Source organism: Bacillus sp. CZDM1 (assembly GCF_055502545.1).
In genome coordinates this window covers 227,330-243,478 of record NZ_JBUESO010000006.1, presented here as the reverse complement: position 1 = coordinate 243,478, position 16,149 = coordinate 227,330, and the positions used below count along the sequence as shown (strand labels likewise).

The window sequence follows — 16,149 nt, the reverse complement described above, 5'->3', positions numbered from 1 at the left end:
CTGAGGAGTATTGATATAATAATGGTAAAAAAGATGAAGGATGAGGAAAATGGCAAAGGTTAAAACGAATGCAATTCGGATTCTCGATAGCAAAAAGATTGCCTATGAAGTGCTTACATATGATAATCAGGATGGAAAAATTGATGGGGTTTCTGTTGCAGCGAAGATAGGCAGAGAAGCTCGTGATGTATACAAAACGCTTGTCGCTCAAGGAGCAAGTAAAAGTATCTATGTTTATGTGATTCCGGTTGAGTCGGAATTGGATTTAAAAAAAGCAGCAAAGGCTGCTGGGGAAAAGAATGTCGAGATGATTCCCGTTAAGGATATTCTGAAATGGACCGGATACATCCGCGGCGGCTGCTCACCGATTGGGATGAAAAAAGAGTACAAGACCTTTATAGACGATAGCTGCTTAGTGCTTGAGAATATGGTGGTCAGTGCTGGGAAAATAGGCGTTCAAATCGTCATTGATCCAAAAATGTTAGTAGATCTGACAAGGGCTGAAACACCTGATGTTAGAAAATAATTTAATAGGCATTCACCTATAAAACTGGCATTGCATAGGATATGGAGAAATGAAAAGCGGAAGCGGCTTGAACAGGGAAAAATGCAGTTCAATTTTTCCTAGGGGCGCTGCAGCTAGACAATTTAAACTACGCTATGTCACGTAAAGGAGAGTGTTCAGTGTGGCAGGTAAGATAAAAAATTATTTTGCAGGCGGGAATACCGCTAAAGGATTCCATAGCCTGTATGATTCAAATCTTCAAGGACTCGAACGGATCTATATTCTTAAAGGCGGTCCTGGGACAGGAAAGTCCTCACTGATGAAAAAAATAGGCAATGAATGGGTCGATAAAGGATATGATATCGAATACTTACATTGCTCATCAGATAATCATTCCATTGATGGTGTCATCATCCGCGCCTTAAAGGTAGGAATTGTTGATGGGACGGCTCCACATGTCATCGAACCCAAGGCACCAGGTGCTGTAGAACAGTATATCAATTTGGGTGAGGCATGGGACGCAAAAGCGCTTGCTGCTGAGAAAAAGAACATTGAGCGCTTAACAAAACAAATTAGTGCTTCCTTTCATTTAGCTTACTCAACCTTTAAGCAGGCATTAGATGTTCATGATGATTGGGAGAAAATTTATATTGAAAACATGGATTTTGAAAAAGCAGACCAGCTGACCAATAAATTAATTCAATCGTTTTTTGGTAAGTTGAAAATAAATAAGCAATCCGATATCCGCCATCGATTCCTTGGGGCAGCGACACCAATAGGTGCCGTCGATTTTGTTCCGAATTTAACAGAGGATATTGAAAAGCGTTATTTTATTAAAGGACGCCCTGGTTCTGGAAAGTCGACAATGTTAAAGAAGTTAGCAGCTGCTGCAGAGGCTAGAGGGATTGATATAGAGGTTTTTCACTGCGGATTTGACCCGAATAGTCTCGATATGGTTATTTTTAGAGAGCTGGGCATTGCCATCTTTGACAGTACGGCACCGCACGAGTATTTCCCAAGCCGGGCCGGCGATGAAATTATCGATATGTATGAACTTCTGATTACACCGGGAACAGATGAAATCTATGAAGATCAAATTAAACCAATTGCGGCAAGCTATAAAAGTAAAATGAAGGAAGCGATCTCTTATTTAGCGAGAGCAAAAGAACTTCACGATAAGCTAGAAGCCATTTATGTCCCCGCAATGGATTTTTCTGTTGTCGAAGAGATTCAGAACAGGATTGCAGAGGAAATTAGAGAATTAGAATCAAACAATATTTACAACATGCAATAGGAAAAGGAAAAATATATCAACTGTCTCGAAAAGGGACAGTTTTTTTAAGTGATACTTATGTGCTGGCTGGGAAAGATAACGGTATGTTCTTTAACAAACGATTAGGGAGATGTTTACCGTGAAAAATGACCCAAATTCAGCAAAGGATACTGTAGAAGCGAATATTGAAATAAATAGACAATTGGAAGATGGAAAGGTCCATGCCCCCGTTGAGGCACAATCAGAAGCAGAAAGAGCCAACATAGATTTACAAAATCAGTTCAATAATGAAGGAAATAAAGACATACGTACTTCACCTGCAGCCATTTCCACCCCTCAATAGATGAAAGCAAAGTCGGCCTCCCAATGTGGAAAGCCGACTTCTTTTTCTATTGGGGATTGGTTTTGCTTTGCTGGCTTTTATTTCGCTTATTGCCCTTGCTGTTATCTCCGCTGACAAATTCACTAGCGAATTCAGCCTCTGCATGGCCTGCCTGAGGCGAATTTTGGTTTTTACTGCCTTTATTAACCTTTTTCGTCATAAAATCCTCTCCTTTCATCCTTTGGTACAGTTTAGTTTGGCATTTAGGGCAGTCATTATGCATTTTAATAGAGGGTATTGTGTGGGTTTATAGAAATAGTAAAAGAGCTAAAATAGCACTATAGCAATTTTAGGAGTGGGAACTTTGAAAAATGTAATCGAACAACTAACTGCTTTATTTGAAGAGCATCGTAATGAGGATAATGCTGGACCTATGAAAAAATATATGATGAATCATTTCCCATTCTTAGGAATTAAGTCACCGCTCCGAAAAAAGCTGGAAAAGCAATTTTTTAAAGAGACAGGAATACTGAAAGAGGAATTTAACAAAGATTTCGTAGAAGGTCTTTGGGAAAAGGATGAAAGAGAATATCACTATACAGCCATTACCTATATGGGGAAGTTCATAAAGAAACTTCCAAAGGACGCCATTCCGTTTTTAGAGAGATTAATCACGACAAAATCTTGGTGGGATAGTGTTGATTCAATTGCTCCTTTAGTAGGAGAATTAGCACGAAAATATCCTGAACTTATCGATGAGACTATTAATCATTGGTCTGTTGACGATAACTTCTGGCTTCGGAGAAGTGCGATTCTTTTTCAATTAAAATATAAACAGCAAACATATGAAGACCTTCTCTACGACTACATCGTTAAGAATGCTGACAGCAAAGAATTTTTCATTCAAAAAGCGATTGGCTGGGCTTTAAGAGAATACTCCAAAACAAACCCTGAGTCCGTTAAGGCGTTTATTGAGGGAAATCAGCTGGCACCGTTAAGTATCAGAGAAGGAAGCAAGTATCTTTCCTGAGCAGAATGGTGAAAATGTCTAGTGGAATCATGTTAGAATGGCAGTAACTTTTAAAAAGGGAACAGGTGGACAACATGATTAAGTGTATTGCAACAGATATGGATGGTACATTATTAAATTCCGTGCAACAAATTAGCCAGGAAAACAAAGAGGCCATTTTAAAAGCACAGGCACAGGGAATTGATGTGGTTGTGGCAACCGGAAGGTCGTATCAGGAAGCGAGTTATGTCTTAGAGGAAGCTGGATTACAATGCCCTGTTATTGGTGTCAATGGTGCAGAGGTTCGCAGCAGAGAAGGTGAAGTTCTGTCATCTGTACCACTTACTAAACAAGTAGCGAGGAAAGCTGCAGACAAGCTGACAAAGAGTGATATCTATTTTGAAGCTTACACGAACAAAGGTACATACAGTGTAGATCTTGAAAAGGCAGTTTCCATTCTATTTGATATTGTGGTCAGCGCCAACCCGGACGCTGATCAGGAAAAAGTCCTTTATGCAGCAGGAGCTAGAGTTCGAGATGGCTTGGTTCACGGCATTGAAAGCTATGACCTGCTTTTTACAGATGATGAGGTTCAAATTTATAAATTTTTAGCCTTTTCCTTTGACTCTGAAAGGCTGGAAGCTGTAGCGGCTGACCTTCATGAGTTAGAAGACCTCGTTGTTTCGAGCTCTGGACATGAAAATCTTGAAATTACCAATAAGAACGCACAAAAGGGAATAGCACTTGAAGCATTTGTGAAAGCAAGGGGAATTGAATTAGCTGAGACCATGGCAGTAGGTGATAGTTTTAACGACGTCTCAATGCTGGAAAGAGTCGGAAGAGCGGTTGCGATGGGGAATGCAGCCTATGAAATTAAATCGCTTTGTGATGTGATTACCGCAACAAATGATGAGCATGGAGTAGCCAAGGCAATACTGGAAGTTTTATAGGAAGGAAAGGCTGGTGTGAATATGACGACAAAAAGCAATAAATTACAATATGGATGGACATTGATTGCTCATCCTACTTATCAAATCTTTACAAACAAAAACTCTTACGCCATCATCGATGAAGACAATGACGTCATGCTCAGATTTACCCTCCAAGAAAACGAAATCGAAATCCAAGGCGCAAACTGGAACCTTAACTACAAAATCAACCTCGGCTTCAAAACCCTAAAAATCATCAACACACCAGAAGACTAAAAAACAGGCACCATTTATGCAAAATACGATGCATAAGCAGCGGATTTTGCATAAATGGTGCCTGTCACCGCTAAAGGATGACTATTTTCATTGAGTTAACCTGCGATACTAGCAGTTCTTCGTATTGTTTTTGGGCTTGGAAGTTGATTTCTTGCTGGCCCATTTTAGGGTTTTCTTTTTTTACTTTTTCGATGATGTCTTTTTGTACTTTTTGGGAGAGGACGATGAGTTGATATTGCTGCTTTTCGATTTCCCAAAATTTATCTTCTCCGTATTCGTTGATCATCGCCTTAACGGATTCATACTGGCTGTATTGGTCGCGGACTTTAGTGATTTCTGTTTCGACCTCCGCGTCGGTAGCGGTGTGTCCCTTTTCTTCAGCGAGCATCGCCATGGAGCGGAGGCGGATGATTTGTGTTAATAATTGACTTTGGTCTTCCACCAGTTTTTCCTGCGACTCCCAGTAAGATAATGCTTCTTTTAGCTGGTCGCCAGTATAGCGCTTTTGATCAGTTTCACGGTTGATGGCTAGCTGAAGATAGTTGATAAACTTGTAAAACTCTATATCCTCATAGGTAATCCATTCTCCGTTAATGGAAGCAACGCCTTCTGACTCTTTGACCTCATAATTGATGACCTTTTCTGTCTTTTTCCCGTCCTTTTCTAACACAAAGAAAATTTCATATTTACCGGTCATGGGGAGTTCGACCTTACCAGAGTAAATCCCATCTTCTTCTTCTGTTAGTTCCACTTCCGTTGTGCCGTGGTCCATATTTGTCATTGAAAACTCAGCCGATACGTTAAGTCCGGATGCTGCCTTATCTTTTTCTGTAACCTTTATTTCAAAAGGCAATTCTTTATCTGCTAGCTGATAGATTGGTTTTACCACTTCAATACTATACTCAGGGTCGGCACTACAGCCTGCCAATACGGCAAGGAGCAGCAGTGCGGTCAGCCTCATCACTTTTTTCATGATTCAATTCCTCCAAGATTATGTGTTTGTAAAAATTCCTCTACAGTATACTTCTCTATTTTTCCATTATTTAAATAAGCGACATGTGTACAAACCTGTCTAATCTCATCGAGATGGTGCGAGGAGAGAAGGATGGTTTTATCATGAAGCGATTTTAACACCTCTAAAATTTCCTTTCGTCCCATCGGGTCAATCCCGCTTGTAGGCTCATCGAGAATCAGAATACTTGAATCCTGATAGAGGGTGATGGCCAGCCCAAGGCGCTGCAGCATCCCTTTTGAATACTTCTTTACCTGAACACTTCGGTCCTCCCACAAACTTACCGACTTAAGGACGCTCTCGATACGGTCTTGTTCAACTTTCTTACAGGCGGCCTCAGCAAAGAAGGTAATATTCTCAAGCCCTGTCAACATGGGATAAAGCTGAAACTTTTCTGGCAGGTAAGCAATCGACTTTTTCCAGTCATGATTTTTTTTGGTCACTTGAACCCCGTTAATGCTAATCGTGCCTTGTTTGACTGGAAGGAGCCCAAGCAGGCTGTTGATAAAAGTGGACTTTCCAGCACCATTACGCCCAACAAGGGCACAAATTTCATGTTTATTAATTTCAATATTGATAGACTCTAGAATTAATTTTTTCCCGAAGGATTGGTTTAAGTTGGATACCGTTATCATTCAAATCCCTCCTTACGGTGAAAAACAATGGCTGTGATGATGGAAGTGATCAGCCAGAATACAAGATTAAAAAGCAAGAAGAATGCTGGTTTTGTCCACATGAAGGCCTGCAGCAGCCGTGACATATGACCAAACGAATAAACGCCCATCCCGGTTTCTAAGAACATTCGAACAGACTGCAGCGGATTTAAAAAATAGAGTGACGAAAATAATTTTACATTTTCATGGGTAACATCAGGTAAAAATGAGAGCAAAATAAAGTCGTGCAAGAAGAAAAAGTAAAACCAAACAAAAATCGTATAGCCGATTATCTGCATTCTTGAACTGCTGAAGCTGCCGATTGCCGCTCCCATCTGCAGGAACACCAGTGACAAGGTCACAATGGCTAAAATAAAGATGAAATACGCCTTCATATCCAGTTGGAAATTAAACTTGAGCAATAATAAATAGAGAAAAAACCAGACCAGGATTGGTATAAGGACGACGGCATAAAGTCCTAAACTTTTCCGCAGTAAAAAACTAGCATAAGAATCCTTTTTTGTCAGAAGCATGATTAACGTCTTTTGTTCCTTTTCTTGAAAAATAGAAAAAGCGCCAATAAACAAGCAGAGTATCGGGATAAAGAAAATAATCGTATCAAACAAATTAATTAAGAGAACATAGTAGCCTTTATCAAATGAAAGAGCAGTGGAACGAAACAAGATACTGACTGATATGAGAACAATGATGCTTAAGGCGAGCCATAATCCTTTTCCTCTTATATTTTCCTTCCATTCCTTCCAAATGTAATGCATAGTAAATGTCTCCCTTTTATTAAAATCAACACTGCGGCTAACCCTAACAGAGCAAAAAGTATGAGGTTGTGATTTCCTTTTGCAGCTGCGAGCGGATGAGGGTCATGAAACATCACTTTTTCATCCACCAATACTGCATTCATTTTTTCATAGATAGCGAGTGCTGGACTTTTTAAAAATAAATAAGATAATTCTTGGTCTTCAATTAATTGATATAACGATGATCGGTAGGTTATAGGAAAGTCCCCAATGCCGTTCTGGTTTAAATCAGTGAGCGGGAAGGAGTTTCCCCAGTCATTTCCTTTGCCTTCATGACTCCAGAAATTGGTTTCTCCTGTTCCGCCTATTGTCACGGCGGGAATAGTGTTTTCAGTAATTAGATTTCCTGTAAAAACTTGTTCGTTAGAACTAGCCCAAAGCTCAATTCCAATTTGGTTTTGAGAGATTTTATTTCCTGAAATCGTATTTCTTGTCGCTTGATCGATGTAGATACCTCTTTGGTTCATATAAAAGGTATTGTTTTTTATTTGATTATCATTCGCTTGAAGAAGTAATAATCCGAACGATTGGTTTCCATAGTTTACGATAAAATGGTTATCCTCTAGGAGCAAACGATTGGAATTCATGACCGCAGCGCCGCCCGTATTCATTGTAAAGGTATTACTTTTAAAAATATTTTCATCGGAATACATGTAATGCAGACCGTACCTTGTGTCGCTTATCTTATTTTCATAGCTTTCGTTGTTGTTTGCGTAGTCAAAGAACATTCCATCACGAGTGCCTTCAATGGTGTTATGGGTGAAGAGGTTATGATTTGCGTAATAGACATGGATTCCGTTACCCTGTGCTGCAATTTCCCCTTTGCCCATTCCTTTTATCTCAACATGGTTGATATTATTTTCGTGTGCTTGGCTTAAGTAGATCCCATGAAAGGAATCAGCAATTTTGACGTGTTCCACGACATTTCCGTTTGTATGAATCTTAATGCCCGCATACTCCTCAGCAGAGTTGCGGTCCATGCCGCTATTGGTAACAGTCAGCTTTCTCAGGGTCACGTTGGGAGCTTTTATGGAGATAACATTCCCAGTTCCGTCTCCCTTGATAACGGTATTTGCCTTTCCAATAAGGGTCAACTCTTTGTTGATAACAAGATTGCCTTCATACGTTTTATCTTCAAGCTTCAGAACTGCTCCTTCTTCCAAGCTGTCGATCATGGCTTGCAAGTTTTCGGCAGCATTATTTTCCTCAGGGTTGATACAAAATGTAATAGAGAAAACGAATAGAAAGAGCAGTAATTTTTTCATCTTGTTCGATCCTTCCACAACGGAATGAGTAATAGGATAAAGGCTGCGATAAGGAAATACGCACCGTATCCAAGAATACTTTCAGTGACAAAGTTTGCCACTGTATTATGCCCTATAAGGGGCGGAACAAAAGGGTCAATTTTTATCGGAGCGGTCGGGCTTAAGTTGGTACCAAATTTACGAAGTGCACGGGTAAGGTCCCAAACTCCAAGCGCACCGCCTATGATAAACAAACCAATTAATCCATAAAGCACTGCTTTCTTGCGCAGGATGGCCGTCAAGAGGGTAAGTGCAGCTAAACCAATGACTAAGTATGATAGATACGCTAATTCAGGGAAATTCTCTTCACTGAAATTTTCCATACCTATATAGTGATTTAATCCGTTAACAATATCGATTTCGCCTTCAAGCTTATTTGGATAAACAATTATATTTAACCCTTCTGGATATTGCGGTGCAAAGAAAATCATTTGCCACCATGGGAAAAATAAAGAGAGTCCAACCAAGACAGCAGCAAGTGCAATCAGTATAGACGATACGAGTGATAATTTCTTTGCCTTCATGTAAAACAAGTCCCTTCTATACGGAGAAGGGTATCAATTGAATCAATTGATACCCACCGCCAACATATTGAGTCTAGCTCCAACGCCTAGGGGATCGGGGTCATAAGCCAATCCGTCAGAAAGGTTAAAGAGCTACCTTCCCGCCGGCTCGTCTTATGCCTGTCGCCCCTGAGCAAGGCGTTTCCGCTTTTCTGCTAATTCTTTGGTTTTACAAGGAAGTAGCCGGTCATTTCTTGGTGTAGTGCTGAACAGAAGTTAGTACAGTAAAGCGGGAACGTACCTGCTTTGTCTGCAGTAAATTCAATTGTATTCGTTTGACCTGGCTGAACCTCAATGTTTAAGTCATATTTGTTGATGGCAAATCCGTGGGTAATATCCTCATCAAAATCCGTATTCGTTAAGTGGATAAACACTTTATCCCCTTGATTAACTTCAATCACATCAGGACGTTTTGCTTTTGCGTCAAAGATGAACTTCGAACGCATCGCGATACCGTAGACATGAACTTCGTTTCCATTCCGTTCGATCCTAGCCTGATCTTGCTTATAAGTCGCTTGCTTATTGTTTTCATCCTTCGGATAAACTTCTATCGTTTTAATCTTATCTGCCTTAATGATTTGCGCGTAGTGAGGCTCAGGGTTAACTGGTGAAGATTGGATTACCTTCATCTTGCCGCTGATATCGATTAACTGCATGGACTCTGGATGTGAAGGTCCTACTGATAAATAGCTGTCTTTGGCAATTTTGTTAAGAGCAATCAGCCATTTTCCATCAGGTGAAACGGTATCACCTTCAGCTGCTACTGAGTGTCCTGGTGAATATTGTACAGGTACACGGTCTAATGTTTCGCCTGTTTTTGGATCCCATTTCACGATTTCAGAAGAAATGAACATCGTTGTGTAAGCCATTCCTTTGTCATCAAATTGAGTGTGAAGCGGTCCAAGTGCATTTTCAGGGTTAACTTCTCTTTCCATAATAGAATCATAGTTGATAATTGGAATACCATTGCGCTCGCCAGCGAAATCTTGTTTTTCAATCGCTTCAAATGCTTTTTCAAAAGAGAATACTGTCATGGATGGTGCAAGTTTTCCAGAAGCAATAAAGTGCTTTCCATCAGGCGTTACGTCGACACCATGTGGTGATTTCGCAACAGGAACAAGGTAAATTCCGCCTTTATGCTTTTCAGGGAATATCATTTTTTGACCAGTCACTTCATCATACTGTCCGTCGGCAACCATTTTCTCAAGCTCTTTCCAGTTAAAAAGAACAATGAAGTCACGGTCAGCCTGTGAAGCGTTAATTTCAAGATTGGTTGTTGCTTCTTCTGTGTTATACGTTGTCATGACTGCCCAGTCTGCGGAGCTTTTCTTACCAGCGTCAGATAAATCATAGGACCATGGCGGCAGAGCAACCTGGTAGGCAATATTGAGCTTATCTTTGTTTTGATCAAACGTTACGGCTGACATTACACCGCGGTACTGCTGGCTGTACTCGTCCAGAGGCTTGTATTCAGAGCCGATTGGCACAGCGAAACGTGTTGGCAGGAACATATACTCTGTATTCTGCGTAACGAACGCCGCACAGTGCGGACCGCTAGTATTTGGAACATTAATAATGTCTTTTACCGTAAAGGTTTCTAAATCCATTGCTGCTGCACGGCTGTTTCCAACGTCTGTGGCAAACATGTATTTACCGTCATAGTCACCATTTGTTTCTGAGAATGCCGGGTGATGCAGGTCTCCCCATGTGTAGTCACCCATTAATTTCTTCGTATGCTCATCAAACCCATATCCTGTTGCAGAGTCTTGTGAGAATACTGGAACCGTTCGAATATGACGCATGGATGGCACACCATAGATAAACATTTGACCAGAGTGGCCGCCTGATGCGAATAGGTAGTAATCATCTTTTTCACCGAATGGCACATAAACTTTTTCTGCATTGCTTTTATTATTACTAGAAGCAACTTGATTGTCCGTGCTTTTTGAAAAGTCGGCGAATGTTATCGTTGCTGCGACAAAGCCTGCTAGTAAACCAGAGGCGATTGGAATCCATTTCTTCATCTATTACACCACCTTATTATTTTTCTGAAGCTTGTTTCAACATATCTAACACTTGCGCGCGTTCTTCATCTGTTAACGGGCTGCCGCCAATAACGCTCGACATAACCGCGGAAGTTGGTTCTTTTAAGAATTCATCAAGTGACTTGCCATGCTTTCCTTCAACCTCTGTATAGGCTTTGGAAAGATCTGGGCCCGTTGCCCCGCCATCTAGGCCAAGTTTATCAACTGCGTGACAGCCGAGACAGCCTTTGCTGCTAAGGATGTTATTGGCATCCACCGTTGATGTTTCCTCTTTTGCTTCTTCTTTTTGTCCTTCTGATTCAGCTGCTTCGTCTGTTTGTTCTGTTTGAGCGACTTGAGGCTGTGAATCGCCATCTCCTATAATGACGCCAAATACCAAGTACCCAAGACCAAAACCAATTACGATGCTAACGACAAAGCTGATAATTGCCTTATTCATACTTCCCCCTCCTTCTGTCTAATGAACAACTTCATCCTAATAAGAAATCAATATTTAAAATGTGACTTTACTCACATTTTTTTAGTCAACTTTGAACGTTTTGTGAAGGGCGTTGAAATGAAAGGGTTTTAAGAAATTGAACGTTTTGTGAAAATTATCACTTCAAGATGAGACGATTTTCACTACAATGGAGGTAACATATGTGGTATCACAGCGATTTTTAAAAAGGGAAGGAGGAGCAGAATGAATCCCGTACATGCTTTAGAGGAACAGCCATTTGGCAAAGTAAGAGAGTTGAAAATCGAGGACTTTCTACGAAAAATAGTCATTTTTAAGGATTTATCGGCAAAATCCATTCATCTAATCGCCAATCGGATTCAAACAATAACCATTAAAAAAGGAGTACAGGTTATTTGTGAAGATGAAGTGGCCAAAGGGGTATTTTTTATTCATTCGGGAGCGGTAAAGCTAACAAAGCAGGATGAACACGGTAATGAGATCATTGTTTGTATGAAGCAAAAGGGTGATGTGTTTGCGGAGGCTTGCCTGTTCTCGAAAACCTCACAGCTCTATCCAGCGACGGCCACTATGCTCCAAGATGGTCAGCTTTTCTTTTTAGATAAAATGGAATTAGAGAAGGGTCTTCATGAATATCCCGAGCTAGCTGTTCAAATGATCGAATACATGAGCGATTCTCTTCGTGAAATGACTTCCACCTTAAGAGACGTCGCCTTGTTAGATGTTTATGCGAAGACAGTAAAGACGTTAGAGCGGTTAGGGAATAAATTTAATAATTCAACCTCGAGATGGAATATTGAAATTCCCTTGACGATTCAAGAGTTTGCTACGGTAGTCGGGACCACACGGGAAAGTGTCAGCCGAGTATTCTCGAAGCTGAAAAAAGAAGGAATTATCGATATGAAATCAAGGAAAATCATCATCCTTGATATGTGCAAACTGTGCACTTTAATGAATCCAGCTTATTAAAAAAAACCTTCGTCATGGACGAAGGCTTTTTTGCTGGTTAAGGACAAAACTCGATGAGACAGTGAAAGATTTGTCCTTAACAAGGGCTCTTTATAAAAAAGGCAAATTTAATTATCAAATTTATACGTCCAGAATCGCTCATTATTGATCCAGACCATCATTTGCGGGTCTTGGTTTTTCAATTTTTCTGTTACGTCTCCAAACATTTGCTCCGTTTGGGAGCGATGGGCCTGAATGGCAGCCAGTTTTTTATCTGCAACGGCAGTGATGTTATGGATAATGTCGGCCTCACCGAGCTCCTCGACGCAATTGTTTGAAAAAGCAACACAGTGCAGCTTCGGCCTTGCGTCGGCAGGAATCTTTTCGATTGCCCTTACCACCGCCGCACCGGTAGCGTCATGGTCGGGGTGAACAGAATAGCCTGGATAAAAAGTGATGACAAGTGATGGATTTACGTCATTAATTAATGACAACATCGCATTTGCCAGCTTCTCATCGTCTTCAAACTCAACCGTTTTATCACGGTACCCCAGCATTCGTAAATCTTGAATACCTAAGGCAGCAGCGGCAGCCTTAAGCTCCTCTTTTCTAATTTTCGGGAGATTTTCTCGGTTGGTAAAAGGGGGATTCCCCATGTTACGGCCCATCTCACCCAAGGTTAAACAGGCGTAAGTGACAGGAGTACCATTTTGTATATGGGTGGCAATGGTTCCAGATACTCCAAAAGCTTCGTCGTCTGGATGTGGAAAGACGACTAATAGATGACGTTCTTTTTCCATAAAAGGCTCCTCCTTTCCATTACTCAAACGGTGTAGGGCTGATTTCTAGGGCAACCGCGAGTTTCCCTTTGTTATCATGGCCTGCTAACAGCAAGCGGTCTTCTTCATCGACTTCAAAATGAGTTAGACCTTCCGCATATATCCAGCCAAGGTTAATTTTTAAGCCGACACGATAGGGGTCAGTTCCGGTGATTTTCCCATGTTCGTATTGGACCAGCGCATTTCGAATATAGGCACCTGCTGAAAAGAAGGTCTGATCATGGTGGGATGCGTAGGCACCATTCGTAGTTTCCAGGTGAATATATACATCCTGGTTTGCGAACCTGTTAATCACTTCTTGAACCTGGAGATGATTCTTAATCGGTTCCATATGTCTTTGCTCCTTTCCCTGTACATGGTATGTAATCTATAAATTAGTGTATTTAATAATGTATCTATCATACTAAAATCACATTGAAAAAGCGAAATGTTAGCCTAGTTTTTCATAATAAAAAAGGCCGTTCGGATGGAGAACGGCCTTGGTATGATTAACAATCTGTGCAGTATTCGGTTTTTGCTCCGCGGTAGGCACCGTGCCAAGTAGGTCCGACGAATTCATTTAAGCGGAAGCCTTGGCTGATCGCAGCGGAAATGAAGTCCTTTGCAACTTCAACTGCTTCGATAACGGAACGGCCCTTTGCCAGTTCTGCGGTAATGGCAGATGAGAAGGTACAGCCCGCCCCATGAGTGAAGTTCGTCTCAATTTTTTCGGATTCAAAAATGGTGAAGTCTTTGCCATCATATAAAAGGTCAATTGATTTTTCTTCTGTTAACAGCTTGCTGCCGCCTTTAATCACCACATATTTAGCACCTAAATCGTGAATTTTTCGTGCGGCTTCCTTCATCTGTTCTAAGGTTTTAACGGGGCCTGTTTGAGCTAATTGGCCAGCCTCGAAAAGGTTAGGTGTCACAACTAATGCGCGTGGCAGTAATAATTCACGCATAGCGTCAGTGGTTTCCGGATTTAAGACTTCATCCTCGCCCTTACACACCATAACAGGGTCAATGACGACGGTTTCCATTTTATGTTCATCGATCACCTTTGCGACTAACTCAATGATTTCAACTGTACCAAGCATACCTGTTTTCATGGCGTTAATTCCTACTGATAGGACGGTGTCGATTTGTGGTTTTAGCGTCTCAACGGAGATTGGAAACACGCTATGGTGCCAATCCTTAGGATCCATCGTAACGATGGTAGTCAGTGCCGTCATTCCGTACACACCTAGTTCTTGGAATGTTTTGATATCAGCCTGAATCCCTGCACCCCCGCTTGTGTCCGAACCCGCGATCGTCATAACTTTTTTAATTGTCATATGTACTCCTCCTAAAAACTAGTTGGTGAAAATCACTATTCCTATTATAAATCAAATGTAGAAATATAGCAGAAATTTTGAAATGGATTGATTTTGTCAGAAAGATGACAAATGACCGTTTTTATATTCTTTAGATGTTTATATGTGATAATTCTTACTTCCGAGAAAAAAGACTCATCGTACGATAGTACTAAAGATACAAGAGACAATTTGGTATCGCTTACAAATAGCATTAAAGCAGGAAGTTTTGAAATAAATTCGATAATCTGACACAAAAAAGACCAAGGCTCGTCAAAGTCCTGAAATCTAGGCTTCGATATTTATTATAAATTTAAAAGGCATAGCTAATTCATTTGGATGTGCTGTAAATTGTGATAAATGTCGCTGAGAAGGCTGGTTAACATGATTACAATTGAAAAGTTCTAGAATGGTATTTCCTAAAAGGAGGGAAACCAATGTACCGCAAAGGATGTCCTGATGAATATCCGATTACCTTAATTTTAAATGGGTATGAGATAGCCGTATTTCAACTAACGAAACATGATTTAGAGGATTGGGCCTATGGTTATTTGTTTTCTGAAGGATTTATTCGGGAAGCGAGTGAGATTGAAGCCATTACGATTAATGAAGAGATGGGAAGTATCAACGTCTCACTTCTGAATGGCTTTAATGAAGAAGAGTTATTTACGAAAAAGAAGCACTATACGGCTGGCTGCGGCCGCGGAGTCACGTTTTTTTCGATGACAGACGTGAAGAATTTTCAAAAAGTATCTTCTGAACACAGCTATAAATTAAGTTTTTTATTAAAAAAGCGAAGTGAATTTGCTCAAAATTCACCGTTTTACTTGGAAACCGGCGGCATGCATGGTGCCTGTATTGTTGAAGAAAATGGCACTATCACCGTCCGCGAAGACATAGGCCGGCACAATGCAGTCGATAAGATCATTGGCCACACACTCAGAAATGGGTTACAGCCTGAACGGTTAGTATTATTAACAACCGGCAGGGTTTCATATGAAATGCTCTCCAAAGCAGCGAAATTTGGCTTTCCTGTTATTGGTTCACGAACAGCAGCTACCAAGCAGGCCGTTCAATTGGCTAAATTCTTAAACATTGAGGTTATTGGCTATTTACGAGGGAAAATGGCTAATATTTACACCTCAACAGGCAGAGTTGAAAATGATTTATTGGAAATACCCGCTGCAGAGTTGCATTGAAGGGGGGGAATAAACAGGCCAAGGTAACAAAATAGATAAAAATGGGATGTTCTATTCATTTAATGGGAAGGAGATAGAAAAATGGTTGAAATCAACTTAAATCGCAGGCAATTCTTGAAGTTGTCTGGTGCCACTGCAGCGACGTTAGCAGTAGTTGAGCTGGGCTTTAATGAGAAAAAAGCGTATGCCAGCACAAAAGAATTCAAAATTGCCAAATCAACTGTTACACCAACCATTTGCTGCTTTTGCGGCGTTGGCTGTGGAATTTTAGTCCATACAAAGGACAACACAGTGGTTTATACGGAAGGGGATCCGGATAACCCAATTAACGAAGGTAAGCTATGCAGTAAAGGTACAACAATTAGACAATTATACACTTCTGAAAGACGTATAAAGAAACCGCTTTACCGTGCACCAGGCAGCAATAAGTGGGAAGAAAAAGATTGGGAATGGATGTATGAAACCATTGCCAAGCGTACGAAAGAAACACGTGATAAAACATTTGTTGTAAGTGAAGACGGCATGACAGTGAATAAGACCGAGGCGATTGCCAGCCTTGGCGGAGCAGCTCTTGATAATGAAGAGACGTACCTGCTTGCTAAAATGATGAGAGGGCTTGGTGTCACCTATTTAGAGCACCAGGCACGAATATGACATAGTTCTACG

20 protein-coding genes are annotated in these 16,149 nt (G+C 40.8%); 9 read left to right on the top strand and 11 right to left on the bottom strand.

Going from position 1 to position 16,149, the window contains the following annotated elements; all coding sequences use genetic code 11:
* Positions 1-49 precede the first annotated feature (49 nt).
* The 3 genes from ybaK (at position 50) to ACY3XC_RS16170 (ending at position 2,121) form a co-directional block, all read left to right on the top strand.
* Positions 50-526: a Cys-tRNA(Pro) deacylase gene (gene ybaK, locus ACY3XC_RS16180; RefSeq protein WP_464869454.1), complete on the top strand. Its 477-nt coding sequence runs from the start codon at positions 50-52 to the stop codon at positions 524-526.
* Between the two features lie 160 nt (positions 527-686).
* On the top strand, positions 687-1,799 hold the full coding sequence (locus tag ACY3XC_RS16175; RefSeq protein ID WP_464869453.1) for a PRK06851 family protein: 1,113 nt from the start codon (positions 687-689) through the stop codon (positions 1,797-1,799).
* 118 nt (positions 1,800-1,917) lie between these two features.
* Positions 1,918-2,121, top strand: coding sequence for a hypothetical protein (locus ACY3XC_RS16170; protein WP_464869452.1), 204 nt, complete (start codon positions 1,918-1,920; stop codon positions 2,119-2,121).
* 46 nt (positions 2,122-2,167) lie between these two features.
* Here ACY3XC_RS16170 and ACY3XC_RS16165 read toward each other — a convergent pair whose 3' ends face one another.
* On the bottom strand, positions 2,168-2,320 hold the full coding sequence (locus tag ACY3XC_RS16165; RefSeq protein ID WP_179157979.1) for a hypothetical protein: 153 nt from the start codon (positions 2,318-2,320) through the stop codon (positions 2,168-2,170).
* Positions 2,321-2,464: 144 nt separating this feature from the next.
* Here ACY3XC_RS16165 and ACY3XC_RS16160 point away from each other — a divergent pair, with 144 nt between their 5' ends.
* From ACY3XC_RS16160 to ACY3XC_RS16150, 3 genes are all read left to right on the top strand, one after another.
* Complete coding sequence (locus tag ACY3XC_RS16160; RefSeq protein ID WP_464869451.1) at positions 2,465-3,130, top strand: DNA alkylation repair protein; 666 nt, start codon at positions 2,465-2,467, stop codon at positions 3,128-3,130.
* A 74-nt stretch (positions 3,131-3,204) separates the two neighbouring features.
* Positions 3,205-4,059, top strand: a complete 855-nt coding sequence (locus ACY3XC_RS16155) for a Cof-type HAD-IIB family hydrolase (protein ID WP_464869450.1) — start codon at positions 3,205-3,207, stop codon at positions 4,057-4,059.
* A 21-nt stretch (positions 4,060-4,080) separates the two neighbouring features.
* Positions 4,081-4,314 (top strand): hypothetical protein, encoded by a 234-nt coding sequence (locus ACY3XC_RS16150; RefSeq protein ID WP_218781119.1) that lies wholly within the window; start codon positions 4,081-4,083, stop codon positions 4,312-4,314.
* Between the two features lie 70 nt (positions 4,315-4,384).
* On the opposite strand, the gene ACY3XC_RS16145 is transcribed toward ACY3XC_RS16150, so the two are convergent.
* From ACY3XC_RS16145 to ACY3XC_RS16115, 7 genes are all read right to left on the bottom strand, one after another.
* A complete protein-coding gene (locus ACY3XC_RS16145) occupies positions 4,385-5,287 on the bottom strand; it encodes a FixH family protein (RefSeq protein ID WP_464869449.1) in 903 nt (300 codons plus the stop codon).
* Positions 5,284-5,961, bottom strand: coding sequence for an ABC transporter ATP-binding protein (locus ACY3XC_RS16140; RefSeq protein ID WP_464869448.1), 678 nt, complete (start codon positions 5,959-5,961; stop codon positions 5,284-5,286). Before ACY3XC_RS16140 ends, ACY3XC_RS16145 begins: the two co-directional genes overlap by 4 nt.
* Entirely contained in the window at positions 5,958-6,755 is a 798-nt protein-coding gene (locus tag ACY3XC_RS16135; RefSeq protein WP_464869447.1) for an ABC transporter permease, read from the bottom strand. The genes ACY3XC_RS16140 and ACY3XC_RS16135 overlap by 4 nt, the downstream gene beginning before the upstream one ends.
* Positions 6,719-8,059: a nitrous oxide reductase family maturation protein NosD gene (gene nosD, locus ACY3XC_RS16130; RefSeq protein ID WP_464869446.1), complete on the bottom strand. Its 1,341-nt coding sequence runs from the start codon at positions 8,057-8,059 to the stop codon at positions 6,719-6,721. Before nosD ends, ACY3XC_RS16135 begins: the two co-directional genes overlap by 37 nt.
* The gene (locus ACY3XC_RS16125; RefSeq protein WP_464869445.1) at positions 8,056-8,622 is read right to left on the bottom strand and encodes a hypothetical protein; all 567 of its coding nucleotides are present in this window, start codon (positions 8,620-8,622) and stop codon (positions 8,056-8,058) included. The genes nosD and ACY3XC_RS16125 overlap by 4 nt, the downstream gene beginning before the upstream one ends.
* Positions 8,623-8,816: 194 nt before the next feature.
* Entirely contained in the window at positions 8,817-10,685 is a 1,869-nt protein-coding gene (nosZ, locus tag ACY3XC_RS16120; RefSeq protein ID WP_464869444.1) for a Sec-dependent nitrous-oxide reductase, read from the bottom strand.
* 16 nt (positions 10,686-10,701) lie between these two features.
* The gene (locus ACY3XC_RS16115; RefSeq protein WP_464869443.1) at positions 10,702-11,145 is read right to left on the bottom strand and encodes a cytochrome C; all 444 of its coding nucleotides are present in this window, start codon (positions 11,143-11,145) and stop codon (positions 10,702-10,704) included.
* Positions 11,146-11,388: 243 nt separating this feature from the next.
* Between ACY3XC_RS16115 and ACY3XC_RS16110 the strand changes: the two genes are divergently transcribed.
* Entirely contained in the window at positions 11,389-12,132 is a 744-nt protein-coding gene (locus ACY3XC_RS16110) for a Crp/Fnr family transcriptional regulator (RefSeq protein ID WP_464869442.1), read from the top strand.
* A gap of 107 nt (positions 12,133-12,239) precedes the next feature.
* Here ACY3XC_RS16110 and bshB2 read toward each other — a convergent pair whose 3' ends face one another.
* The 3 genes from bshB2 to pdxK all read right to left on the bottom strand — a co-directional run bounded on the left by bshB2 (position 12,240) and on the right by pdxK (position 14,266).
* Positions 12,240-12,911 carry a bacillithiol biosynthesis deacetylase BshB2 gene (bshB2, locus tag ACY3XC_RS16105; RefSeq protein ID WP_464869441.1) on the bottom strand — a complete coding sequence of 224 codons (672 nt, stop codon included), beginning with the start codon at positions 12,909-12,911 and terminating at the stop codon, positions 12,240-12,242.
* Positions 12,912-12,930: 19 nt separating this feature from the next.
* A complete protein-coding gene (locus ACY3XC_RS16100) occupies positions 12,931-13,281 on the bottom strand; it encodes a YojF family protein (RefSeq protein ID WP_464869440.1) in 351 nt (116 codons plus the stop codon).
* A 157-nt stretch (positions 13,282-13,438) separates the two neighbouring features.
* Entirely contained in the window at positions 13,439-14,266 is an 828-nt protein-coding gene (pdxK, locus tag ACY3XC_RS16095; RefSeq protein ID WP_464869439.1) for a pyridoxine/pyridoxal/pyridoxamine kinase, read from the bottom strand.
* A gap of 455 nt (positions 14,267-14,721) precedes the next feature.
* Between pdxK and fdhD the strand changes: the two genes are divergently transcribed.
* Both fdhD and ACY3XC_RS16085 read left to right on the top strand, forming a co-directional pair.
* A complete protein-coding gene (gene fdhD, locus ACY3XC_RS16090) occupies positions 14,722-15,483 on the top strand; it encodes a formate dehydrogenase accessory sulfurtransferase FdhD (RefSeq protein ID WP_464869438.1) in 762 nt (253 codons plus the stop codon).
* 81 nt (positions 15,484-15,564) lie between these two features.
* Positions 15,565-16,137 (top strand): twin-arginine translocation signal domain-containing protein, encoded by a 573-nt coding sequence (locus tag ACY3XC_RS16085; protein ID WP_464869437.1) that lies wholly within the window; start codon positions 15,565-15,567, stop codon positions 16,135-16,137.
* The last annotated feature ends 12 nt before the right edge of the window (positions 16,138-16,149 follow it).